At 39.6% G+C, this 12,094-nt stretch carries 12 protein-coding genes; all 12 read right to left on the bottom strand.

Translation table 11 applies throughout. The annotated features are described in order from the left end of the window. Positions 1 to 766: 766 nt before the first annotated feature. Positions 767 to 1,396 carry a hypothetical protein gene (locus IWX76_RS17390; RefSeq protein ID WP_196861302.1) on the bottom strand — a complete coding sequence of 210 codons (630 nt, stop codon included), beginning with the start codon at positions 1,394 to 1,396 and terminating at the stop codon, positions 767 to 769. Positions 1,397 to 1,400: 4 nt separating this feature from the next. Further along, positions 1,401 to 2,765: a M23 family metallopeptidase gene (locus IWX76_RS17385; protein WP_196861301.1), complete on the bottom strand. Its 1,365-nt coding sequence runs from the start codon at positions 2,763 to 2,765 to the stop codon at positions 1,401 to 1,403. A 1,036-nt stretch (positions 2,766 to 3,801) separates the two neighbouring features. Further along, a complete protein-coding gene (locus tag IWX76_RS17380; RefSeq protein WP_196861300.1) occupies positions 3,802 to 4,794 on the bottom strand; it encodes an ABC transporter ATP-binding protein in 993 nt (330 codons plus the stop codon). A gap of 211 nt (positions 4,795 to 5,005) precedes the next feature. Beyond that, positions 5,006 to 5,842, bottom strand: a complete 837-nt coding sequence (locus tag IWX76_RS17375; RefSeq protein ID WP_196861299.1) for an outer membrane beta-barrel protein — start codon at positions 5,840 to 5,842, stop codon at positions 5,006 to 5,008. 26 nt (positions 5,843 to 5,868) lie between these two features. Further along, positions 5,869 to 6,660 carry a hypothetical protein gene (locus IWX76_RS17370; protein WP_196861298.1) on the bottom strand — a complete coding sequence of 264 codons (792 nt, stop codon included), beginning with the start codon at positions 6,658 to 6,660 and terminating at the stop codon, positions 5,869 to 5,871. Next, positions 6,641 to 7,210 carry an RNA polymerase sigma factor gene (locus IWX76_RS17365; protein ID WP_196861297.1) on the bottom strand — a complete coding sequence of 190 codons (570 nt, stop codon included), beginning with the start codon at positions 7,208 to 7,210 and terminating at the stop codon, positions 6,641 to 6,643. Before IWX76_RS17365 ends, IWX76_RS17370 begins: the two co-directional genes overlap by 20 nt. A gap of 60 nt (positions 7,211 to 7,270) precedes the next feature. Further along, entirely contained in the window at positions 7,271 to 8,401 is a 1,131-nt protein-coding gene (locus IWX76_RS17360) for a hypothetical protein (RefSeq protein ID WP_196861296.1), read from the bottom strand. A gap of 4 nt (positions 8,402 to 8,405) precedes the next feature. Beyond that, on the bottom strand, positions 8,406 to 8,948 hold the full coding sequence (gene hemJ, locus IWX76_RS17355; protein ID WP_196861295.1) for a protoporphyrinogen oxidase HemJ: 543 nt from the start codon (positions 8,946 to 8,948) through the stop codon (positions 8,406 to 8,408). 6 nt (positions 8,949 to 8,954) lie between these two features. Next, positions 8,955 to 9,977, bottom strand: coding sequence for a uroporphyrinogen decarboxylase (gene hemE, locus IWX76_RS17350; protein WP_196861294.1), 1,023 nt, complete (start codon positions 9,975 to 9,977; stop codon positions 8,955 to 8,957). Positions 9,978 to 9,995: 18 nt separating this feature from the next. Beyond that, positions 9,996 to 10,511, bottom strand: a complete 516-nt coding sequence (locus tag IWX76_RS17345; protein WP_196861293.1) for a hypothetical protein — start codon at positions 10,509 to 10,511, stop codon at positions 9,996 to 9,998. Then, on the bottom strand, positions 10,511 to 11,221 hold the full coding sequence (locus IWX76_RS17340) for a response regulator transcription factor (RefSeq protein ID WP_196861292.1): 711 nt from the start codon (positions 11,219 to 11,221) through the stop codon (positions 10,511 to 10,513). Before IWX76_RS17340 ends, IWX76_RS17345 begins: the two co-directional genes overlap by 1 nt. 5 nt (positions 11,222 to 11,226) lie before the next feature. Next, on the bottom strand, positions 11,227 to 12,093 hold the full coding sequence (locus IWX76_RS17335; RefSeq protein WP_196861291.1) for a sensor histidine kinase: 867 nt from the start codon (positions 12,091 to 12,093) through the stop codon (positions 11,227 to 11,229). Between the last annotated feature and the right edge of the window lies 1 nt (position 12,094).

Genomic DNA, 12,094 nt, shown 5'->3' with positions numbered 1-12,094 from the left:
TTCTATTAATTCGTCCTGCATTTGTGGAAAGTACCGCATTGCTATAAGTAATTTACCAGTTTCTAATAGTGTTAAACTTATACTTCTGTTGCCTAGAGGTATATTATAACGAGCTATAGGTTTGAGTTGCATATGGCCTTCAGGTAATAATGACTATTGCGCTCAATCATATTGCATGTGCATAGAAGTGCATCGGGATTCGCCTATGAGTGCTACCTGATTTCCTGAACAGGAATATTTCGGAAAGTAATGTTGATGGAACTCAACTCTCGTATTAGTTTTTTATTCGATCATTTTAAAATATTCTATTTAGCTTCTCACCCAGTCGGATTTACAGTTCAGGATTGATAGTGCTGTGTCAAGTAGTTCAAATCACATCTTGTTATTAGGCAGCGATATATTGTAGGTAAGTTTAGCGGCATCATTTTCTTCTCCTAATTAGTATGTTTTGGGTTTTCCAGAGATAGATATACTTTTACGTTGGCTTCAATCTTGGTCCTTTTGATGTAAGTATATTTAAGCTCCACATCCCCCTACCTGGCAACAAATTGTCCACTTTTCCGAATAGAGCGCAGGACATATTGCAAATGTACATCACGAATCAATTAATGACAGTGGTATCAGCTTGCCAATGGCGCAAAACCAGCAGAAAAAGATACTATTTTCTTGCTGGCTTTGCACTTGGAATTTGATATCAGCCAGGTGACATAGATAAGATAAATCATGATTTGGATTACCTCAATATGATGGGTGAAATTTGAAAAAGCTAAAATTGAAACGTTATACCGACAATAATGTTATTTTCTATATCAGTGAGATCATTCTTCAACATAAAGGTAAGTGCAGCGTCAGATTTTATACCGTTACTCGTTATATACATCCTCACTAGTTTATCATGACCCTTTTGCCACGCATCCGTAAATCGTTGGTGAAAATAAAATGTAGATTGTGTTGCTGCAGTATACTCCCTAAGAATCCCTAGGGTCAAACGAAATGTGGGGTCTCTTAAGTAAAAAGTCACTAAATCATCATCGAGAAATTGAAATAAACAATCATCATATTTATAAGTAACAACTGTGTTATCATATACCTCAGAAAATTTTGTTTCTATCGAAGTTGGCTCACCAAATACACTTATAAAGTTGGATTTTTTAAGACTCCCTAAATTGATGCTTGCGCGACTTTTATATAAGAAAATTGATTCGAGGGCAATTGTTGGATCTTCATCAATTTGGTTGACTGCAACTTCAACCTGGGTTTTAACGCCTCGTAATTTGGAATTAACCCCCATATCTTTTTGAACTCCAAAGATACTGAGTACAGTAGTATTTTTTGCTTCAACAATCGCAACAATACACAAACAAATAATAGTAATATAAATGAATATTTTTTTCATGATTTTATGGACAAGGTACAACAATAGCTGTTCCGTTAGTATTAAATTTAGTTCTAATATAAGGTTCTGGATTAATTCTTATACCATCTTTTCGAGCTTCAATATGAACATGTGGATAATCTACTCCAGCTGCATTTCCAGTATTACCTGATAGTCCCAGATTTGTTTGTGTTGTTATTCTGGTGCCAGGTTTTATATTACTACCAATTGAATTTAAATGCGCATAAAGAAACTTAATTGTTTTACCATCTGAATACCGAACTGACTCTATTTCGATGTAGTTACCAAAGGAACTCTCAATATATGTTCCGGGTGCAATATCTCTCACTACTCTTATCACTGTTCCGCCTGTCAATGGGAAAACTGGAGTGTTGACGGGTGCATAAATATCTGTTCCATGATGGAATTTTGGCTTCCCGTTATATGTCCGAGTATATCCGTAACGGCCACCATTAATGTTAGTCGCATTTGATCTAGCTATAGTTGGCGATTTGATTGGGTCACCTAGGCAGGGAATCTTATCAGGGTCAACATCATCACCTGGTGTTGGATTATCTGGGCCAGTTCCGGGCCCTCCAGGTATACCAGGATCGGGATAATCGTCTATGCATATAAACTTTACATCTGAATGAACATACTCCCAACCTGTAAAGTAATTCCTACATTCTGACGGATAAAAATTTTTAGGACTAGCACATGCATCTTTTCCTAAAGTAGATGTTACAATTAAGTATCCATCACAAATTCCATTAAAAGAACAACGAAATTCCATGTAACAATCTTCGCTAGAGGCAGTTGTTGAGCTAGAGTTTATGCCGGATACTTTTTTTGGTACAGTTCTGTTAATTGAACTTCCTTGCCTGTACTTTCTGAAACTATGAGTGTTTGCGTCTAAATTAAAATACGTTACACTACCTGAAAAATTCTTAGATACTACCTGAACATCCAATTCATCCTTGATAGAATCCGAATAATATGTTGCTACTCTAAATGAATCGTCCATTTTTGATTTACCAACTATTAAATATTTTTTTTGGTTTATTTCCTTTACATATCTTTCCTCAGACCTACTTTTTGGATTATATGAGTATGGAATCATTGGGAAATGATAATATGAAAGAGAGTCGTTTACATCAATTTTTTCATAGTTCTCCCAATCTACATTATAGTCTAGCTTCGTAGTATCATTAATAGTCTGTAATAATTTACTTCCATATTTTTTACTGAAATATTTCTCCTTTATTGAGCTAATTTCGTCCAACGAAGACTTTTGTTTGATTCCTGTCGAATCATAAATTTCCTTTTTACAACTAAAGTGCAGCATCACTGACAGTACCATTAAGCTTAGGTAGATTTTTTTCAACTTCATATTTACATAGACTTGTTAAAGTTTAACTAAGGTTAGAAAAATATTTAACGAATAATTATAAGTAAGGTATTTGTTACACTAATAGTGTTCAGTCTAATGGCTACCCACATTGGCGAGGATCATTTTAAAACATTTCGATATTTAGATCTAAAGAATAAAAATTAAAATAATTACATTCAAGATAATAACACTTAACCTCTACTAGTCATACCATTTATGCACTCTCATCACTGTTTGCACCTTTACTTATACCACAATTAAATTGTAGATAAAAGGTTCTTTTGCAATGGTGCAAGCAGTGAGTTTACTTCGCTATAGTGTTACCTTATCTAATCAGTACTTTCACTTTTATCAAACTCACATCTGACTGGCAATCTGTGTTACTTATGAACCCATTTACTAGACCATATACCGAATCCATTGGGGAACTGGCATACTAGTATTCAGCATTTAAATTCTAACAGAAGGCTGACTTGGCCTGCCTCAATATCTAATTGACCGTCTTAATGATATCAAAATTGAAGAGCTATCAAAAAATTTATATTTTCGCTTAATAACAAAGTGCATTTAAGTTAATCTTTATATTACATTAAACGAAAATTCGTTTCCTGTGATTATAGCGCTTTAAAATCATTAAAGGAATCCATGACGTAAAGTTTCAACATCTCATCATCCATATTGTCTAACTCTCAGATTGTTTACTATGTAAACACCATGTAGAAATCGAGCTCTCGCCTTTCTACGACTTAATCCCTTAATCGCTTTTTTCATTAAAGGGATAGTCGATTATAATAAAAAGTGTCAACGATGTAATAGGGTTGGAAATATACCAAACTTTGAATCATACGCGCCTCATATTAAACTCAACCTTATAGTTAGTAAACATTCGTTGTTTGATTACCGATACATTATTCCAAATTAAACCTAACCCGAGCTTCAACTACACATTTTACCGCTTCCGCGTCCACATACAGCTGGAACCCAACGTCATGAAAATTGCTAAAAGTTTAAAATAGCCCATAGTCTAAAAACAATGTTAAAAAAAGAGGGAATTCAATACACTAGCCTGCAAATATCCATGTTTTTTATGTTCGCCGCGGTTCAACTGAATCGCCCTAATCTGCACACCCTCGCGTTCCAGCAACAGCTCTTCGTAAAAACCTTTGTAATACACATCTTTCACCTCATACCTGCGACTGCTCCAGGAGCTCTTCAGTTCCACCCATTCGGGGTAAACCACCACTTCCTGGCCAGTAGTGTGCAGGCCGAGTTTCTCGGCATCCTCAGCGCTTAACACATTGGCGTTACCTAATAAACGGGCAGCATAAGCGTGCTCAGGGTGGTTGTATACCTGCGCTGGTGCACCTTGCTGTACCAGTTGTCCATCTTTAATCAACAACAACTTATCAGCAAGAAACAATCCATCAGCAGGATCATGAGACACCAACACCACGGTTACACCGGTTTCGGCCACAATTCTTTTAATGTCCGCACGTAACTGATTTTTCAGGAGCGCATCTACCTGGCTAAATGGCTCATCGAGCAGCAACAAAGTGGTATCGCTAATCAACGCTTTAGCGATGGCTACACGCTGTTGCTCCCCCCCACTCAACTCCGTAATCTTTTTATCTCTTAAATGTTGGATGTTCAGGTGCTCCATCATTTGTACCGTTTTCTCTTGTTTAGCTTTCACATCAGTATTGGAAAGCATGGAAGCGATATTGTCGTACACCTTAGCATAAATGTTTAGGGAAAAATCCTGCGTCACCATTTTCATCTCCTTATGCCCGGGAATCAGCTGCTCATCTGGTCCTTTTACGCGTTTCCCCTGGAACAATACCTGACCGGCATCTACTTTAAGTAAACCATATATACATTTGAGTAAGGTCGATTTCCCACTTCCGCTTTCACCTAGGATAGCGATGATCTGGCCACTTTCAATATCAAAACTGATATCCCTGATGCCTGAGTTTTGTGTACTTTGGTATTGTTTAGTTAATTGCTGTACGCTGATGACCTGTTCCTTCACACCGTAAAGATAAAGATTTTTGACGCAAAAAATCCCGCAACCAGAAGGCTACGGGATTGGTTAAATTTGTGTGTATGTTTAATTTGACTGTGATTATTGGGTTTGGTTTAACCCTACCCATTAAATCTTAGTTTAGCTTATAGTAGGGGTCAACTTACCCTAATGTTATAGCGTGTTGATTAACTTAACAATTCACCGCAGGCCATTTGAATTAATTTAACCCAAATGTGATACCGAATGACATATTTCTTAATCCTTTTTGTGCCGGACTGTCGAACATGTCGTTGAAATAGTATTTAGTGAACAAGCCTAAACCGCCATAACCTATACGGGCAGTACCACCATAACGAAACGGTTGAAAGTTATAGTCGTCTTTATATTTTACTTTTCCATTCTCGTCACTCACCTGTTTCACTTTTCCGTTTAACAGGAAACTCACCTCCGGACCAACGATAAAATAAAAGCGCTTACCTTTTTCATTCTCTTTAGAACGGAATTCAAAGTTTAAAGGAATATGTGCATAACTATTGGAGAAACGGTTTTTACTAAAACGGATGTCCTCTTCCACATACTCTAGATTTGGCGTAGCCTGCTGAATGGTAATGTCATTTCTTAACCTGATTAATGTCCAGTCGAAACCACCGGCCACATAAACCTTAAAGTGTGGGTTAAAACGGTAGCCAAATTGCAGTACGTCGAAAGAAACCGTAGAGGTTTTTACACCCTTGTAACTTAAGAAATCGTTAGTTGGCGATAAGCTGAAACTGCCGTTATCTATTAACTTAGAAAAACCAAGGTCTACCCGCGTAAAGGTAATGCCGCCGATAAAACGACCTTTAGATGCCTCTCTCAATTTTGCACTATCAGTTTTACTGGCAATTACCGTGCTTTTTTTCTTCCCCCACCTAATGGTCAGCACCTTTTCCTTGTTATTGGTGGTGCTATCTGTTTCCCTTTTTAAGGTATCCGTTTCTTGTGCTTGTAGGGGTTGTGTCATCGCTCCGGCCAGTCCGCCAACCAGTAATGCGGCAATCAATAAGTTCTTCATCTTGTGTATTCGTTTTGCTGTGTTTGTTATCTTTTAGCTTTTTGCTTGGTGTTCAATTTGATAATGCCAATATTAATGGATACCAGCGACGACTGGTCGTCATCATTCGGGTTAAACTGCAGGAATTTCTCCTCACGTTTATCTATTTTATCAACAACAAAATTAACCAGGTCGCCTACATTGCTAATGCCCCTTTTTTCGGGCAAGGCATTGGGTTCATCCACCAATACATCCTGTTGGGGTATTTCCTGTACACCAACCATCACTTGTTCTTCTTGCATGGTTAGAGCAGAGGTTAATTCCATGTCCTCAACAACCATGGTTTCTTTTTGTGGCTGCTTCACTTCGTTGCCGCTATGAATAAGATGCTGCTCCTGCCCCGAAGGTTGCATCGCTAGCAATTCTTTTTTCCCTTGCTTTTTTACCGGAGCTGCAACTACCTGGCTTGGCATGCTAGTTTCTTCTCCACCCACTGGCGAAAAGGGCACTTCAAGTTTATCCTGACCTGTTGTAGGTAAAACTTTCGTTTCTGTCGCAGTAGCCAATGGTGCTATTTCAGCTACAGGCTTTTCAGCGGTGGTTACGACTACAGCTTGCCCCAAAACAGGCCTTTCTTGCTGCTGATTAAACAAAAGACCTGCACTCACCGCTACAACCGCTAATGCAGCAGCCATCCACAACAGCGGGAAACGCTTTTTAGGTACTGGTGTTAGTTGAGCATCCACTTTTGCCCAAAGCATAGCAGGTGGTGGCACTTCAGCCTGCGCCAACTGGTCTTTCATGAACTGATCAAACTCCTTATCCTGCATAGGTTTCATAATTAATGCCCTCCATCTTTATAATCTTCTCTTTTAAAATAGCCCGAGCTCTAGACAACTGCGATTTACTCGCTCCTTCTGTAATCTCAAGCATCTCGGCAATTTCTTTGTGTGAATATCCTTCGATCACGAATAAATTAAATACCATCCGATAACCATCAGCCAGCTGCTGAATGAGTTTCATCAGGTCCTGCATACCCAGTTTGCTGAAATCAAAACCTGTTGATGGTTGTTCGTAAGCCTCTTCCAGCTGCACAACAGCTAAATTCCGAAGGTTCTTGCGATAGCTGCCGATGGCCGTATTCACCATCACCTTCCTGATCCAGCCTTCAAAAGCGCCATCGCCACGGTAATCCTGTATTTTCTGAAAAACCTTTACATAGCCCATTTGCAGACAGTCTTCAGCCTCCATATGGTCTTTGGCATAACGGAGGCAAAGTGCGTACATTTTAGCTGAGGTTTGCTTGTACAGCAATTCCTGCATCTTCCGGTCGCCGGCCTTGCAGCCCTCCATCAAATCGTCAATTGTATAGGTTTTAATCAGCTTCATCGTTTGCGTTGGTATAATGAAGATGCGGATTCCCTGCAAAAGGTTGCAGGGCTTTAGAAATTATTTTTTTGGTGTAAAAAGCGTGAAATTCTGCTTATAAGTCAAAAAGAAAGAATGGTTAAACTGGAGTTGTTTAGCGGATTGGTCTAAGTCTATATGCGGCTCTAAACGCACATCCAGGTAGAAATTAGGAATCAATTCTTTCTGGTAAGCATAACGAAGCGACAAAATGTTGCGTTTTTGCTGGGTAAAACCCTGGTGATTAAGGGTACTGGATACAGATTCATATAAAGGCATTCCTTTAATAGAAATGAAGTTATTTCCTTTCCAATACGAGGCCACCAAACTACCGAAGGTAGTTTCCATCCCGGCATTTAACCATAGGCCATAACCGCCCTGGTAAGCGCGTCGTTTATCTGATGAAAAATCTTTATAGACGGCTACATAATTATCGGTGTAAACCGACTTGATTTTAGTGTCAATGACCTTGCGTAACTTAAAACCAGTGGCGCCATTAAACAAAGTACTGATCGGAATTTCTTTTAACACGTCGATTTGTCCGCCTTCATGGTAAACAATAAACTGTGCCGGAATACTAAATTTCCAGCCATTACGGTTCGATAAAATGGTTTCTGTGGATAGTCCACCTATAATTTCTTCCTTGGCGGCATCACCTTTATAAATCATTTTTTGCCAGGCAATCCAGGCATCTAGCTGAAAGTTTTCTTTCTCCACTAACAACTGTGTCCCATATTCTACAGGGTTTGTTATTTGGCGTTCAAAGTTGTACAGGGGCTCCATGTAACGGTGGTGGATACCACCTTCCAGGCTACCGAAAATCAGGCTCAGGTCCTTCTTACTGTATTTTACGCTAAACAATGGTTTAGCATCGTAAACGCCATTATCACCAAAGTCTTTTCTGATGAATGCACCAGCGGTGATGGCCAGGTTTGGGTGTGCCTGGTAAACCAGCTGTGGTTGCAATTGTGTACCATACAAGGTATAACCATCATGAAACTCGTTGGTATATTCGTAATTACGGACGTAATTAAAGTTGTAGAAATTGAATTGCAATTGGCCTGTTGCCGCACTATCCGGACGGATGCGGTTCTCCATGGCCGTGGGGTCAAATTGGCCGAAAGCCACACTTAACAACAAACTCAAACTCAGGGTAAGTAGCGTTCTTTTCATAAAATTAATGTTCCCGTTTTTTTCTGTAGCTTTTATACCACTTTACCGCCATCATAATCACGGTAGAAAATAACAGCAGTCCAATTAACCCATACAGCCAGTCCACTGCACTTTTCAACACTACCGTAAACACAATCGCCACCAATAAAATAGTAGCCACCTCGTTCCACAGGCGCAGTTTAAATGAACTCAGCTTAAAAACTCCGTTTTTAAGCTGGTTCATCATACGTTGACAAATAAAATGGTAGGCTAAAAGTCCAATCACGAAAGCAAGTTTAACATGCAGCCAGGGCATTTGCAGCAAACCAGGCCTAAGCACAATCATCGTAACCCCTGCCGCCACGGTAAGCACCATGGCTGGTGTGGTAATAATATGCCATAACTTATGCTCTATCTTCTCGTATTCCCGCTGCAAGATCAACCTTTCTTGCTCAGGTTTATCATTGGCTTCCGTATGGTAAATAAATAGGCGTACGCTATAAAACAATCCGGCCATCCAGCTTACAACAAAGATAATGTGGACCGCCTGAACGTATAAGTAAGCCATGTTGCTTTAGTATTTAAATTCTTTTACCACCTCAATCGCATACTTCACGTTATCGAATGGAATGTCTGGCATAATGCCATGACCCAGGTTAAAAATAAACCCTTTCTCTCCACGCATGCGTTCAAATAATTGAAGGATATGTTTTTTAATCACCGGCTTATCTGCATATAAAACATGGGGATCCAGGTTACCCTGTACCGCCATACCTGCAGGCAGGCTATTTTTAATGTTTAATAAGTCGGCATTCCAATCTACAGAAACTACATCTGGATTTGCCTGAGCCATAATGGGTGCAAATACAGAACTTCCTTTACAGAAAGAAATTACCGGAATATCTTTTCTATTTAGGTTGGCAATGATCTCCTGGATATAACGGTGTGAAAATTCCTGGTAATCGTTCCACGACAAGGCCAAAGCCCAGCTATCGAAAATCTGTACAGCGTTAACACCGGCAGCAATCTGTAAGTTCAGGTAATCGGCAGTTACTTTTGCAATTTTAGACAGCAACAGGTGTGCAACCTCTGGTTTATTGTGGATTAATAATTTTGTCTTTTTGAAGTCCTTTGATGAACCACCTTCAACCAGGTAACTCATTACCGTAAAAGGGGCTCCTGCAAAACCAATTAAAGGGATTTTGTTATCCAGACGTTGCTGAATCACTTTAATGGCATCCGCTACGTATTGTAGTTTGTCTAATACGTCAATTTCTAAAGCTTCTACATCAGCTAAAGTACTTACCGGGTTAGCGAAACGCGGACCAACACCCTGGGTAAAGCTTAAATCGCCACCCATGGCTTCTCCTGTTACCAGGATATCGCAAAATAAAATGGCGGCATCAATGCCCAGCAAATCTACTGGCAACATCGTTACATCAGCTGCAATTTCTGGTGTTTTGCACATTTCCAGAAAAGAATACTTGTTTTTTATCTCCCAATATTCGGGCATAAAACGGCCAGCCTGGCGCATCATCCATACGGGTGGACGTTCGGTTTGCTTTGAAAAAGCAGCATCTAAAAATAACGTGTTCATTTGATTGTATAAGAGTTTTTATAAGCTATTTGCTTCTTTCTCAATTCTATTTATAATTTCCTTGGCCCGTGGTGTACTCACCATTTCTTTTGCCCTTTCCAGGTAGGCCAGGATTCTTACTTTGTCTTTTTTACGTAAAGCGAGGTTCGCCAGGTGGATCATCACAAACACCTTATCGGTTTTACCGCCCAGGGGAAAGCGACTAGCTAATTGGAAATGGTATTCAGCCTCTTCGTATTCTTCGCGATGCAAGGCAATATTAGCCCGCATAAATTCATAATAGCCTCTTCTGTTTTTAGCCAGGCGCTCCGGATCGGGCACCTCATCCAATGCATCTTCCGTGGCCTGATAATCGCCGTTTTTGAAATGTTTAGAAGCCAGTAATACAGAGCTTTGTTTAAAATGGCTCCAGATCAATAACAGCAACATCAGCCCTAAAAAAGCGGCTAACTGGTTTTCCTTGTAAAACAGGCATCCTATGGCTGCAATGGCCGTAGCCACCATCAGTGCATATCTGCCCTTTGCGCTAAACATTAGTGATTATTTATGTCCGTAAATTTATACCCTACTCCCCTGATGGAATGGAAGTACACCGGGTTTTTCTGATCAGGCTCAAAATACTTACGGAAGGTTAATATAAAATTATCGATCGTACGGGTAGAAGGATATACATCGTAATTCCAAACCGTTTCCAGAATCTGCTCTCTTGATACGGCTTCGTTCTTACGCTCAATCAGTAACTTCAATAACATGGTTTCCTTCTTCGTCAGTGGAACAATGGTACCGTCATCTTGTTTCAATTCGAATGAATTAAAATAGATGGTTTTATCGCCTATTTTATAAGAATTAAGTTCCTTTAAATCATCAGATTTCATGCTTCGTTTAACCAGGATACCCACACGAAGAATAAGTTCTTCGAGGTTAAATGGCTTCACCAGATAGTCATCAGCACCTTTTTTGAGTCCCATCACACGGTCTTCGCTGGTATTCTTAGCGGTTAGAAAAAGAATAGGCACTTCCGTGTTTTCCAAACGTATGGTTTCACAAACCTGGAAACCATCCATTTCAGGAAGCATGACATCCAGAATAATCAAGTTAAAACGCTCTTCCTTAAATACCTTAAGTGCGGTTTTTCCATCCTTAACGGCATGTACTTTATAACCCTCTAATTCAAGGTTAAGTTTTATCGCATCTAACAAGTGGTCTTCATCTTCGACCAATAAAATTCTTAGTTTCTGTTGCATAGGAATCAACTAAATGTAACTTCAAAAATAGTACCCTTTGGCACATTATCTTTAACACTGATGTCAGCGTCGTGGTTTTGTAATACTTCTTTAACAATAAACAGGCCTAATCCTGTTCCTTTTGCTTTCCGCACCCTTTCTTCACCCACACGATAAAACTTATCAAAGATGAGCATTTTTTCCTCATCAGGAATGCCCGGACCATTATCTGCGACTTTCAAGAACGCATGGCCATTTACTTTTGATAATTCTACACTTACACTAGCACAGGGGCCGGAGTATTTTACTGCATTTTCCAACAGGTTAGTCACCACAGAAGATAAGGCAAATGGGTCACCAGAGAGTTTTACACCCGGTTGTATTTTTGTAATAATGTTCTGATCGCAATCACAGGTATGAATCTGCAGGCGGTCAGAAACCTTCAGCACCAGTTCAGAAAAGTCAAACTCCTCTTTAGGAAATGAATAAGAACGGTTCTCAATTTTCGTCGCTAAAAGCATGTTCTCCACCAGGTCGTCCAAACGCTCAATGTCTTTTAAGGAGTTGCTCAGTAAAGACTGTTGTCTCGCCTTGTCCAGATCTCTTTTAACAATGGTTTGCAAAGAAAGTTTGATAGCTGCCAAAGGCGACTTCAATTCGTGTGTTACCGACAGCAAAAAATTAGTCTGCTGTTCATGTAAACGGTCTTCCTTTTTAATCGACTGGTGCAAAAAATAAGCACCGATACAAAGCAAAAATAAAAACACAGAGCCCTCCCCCATGATCATTGCCATCCTGGAAGGCTGCAATTTAATCACCAGCATTCCCCATGAAATCAACTGTATCAAACTATACAGCAACAGGGAATAGAATATGACGAGGGATTTCTTCATG

The organism is Pedobacter sp. CAN_A7, assembly GCF_015752175.1.
Taxonomy (GTDB): Bacteria; Bacteroidota; Bacteroidia; order Sphingobacteriales; family Sphingobacteriaceae; genus Pedobacter.
This window is presented reverse-complemented; position numbering and strand designations above follow the sequence as displayed.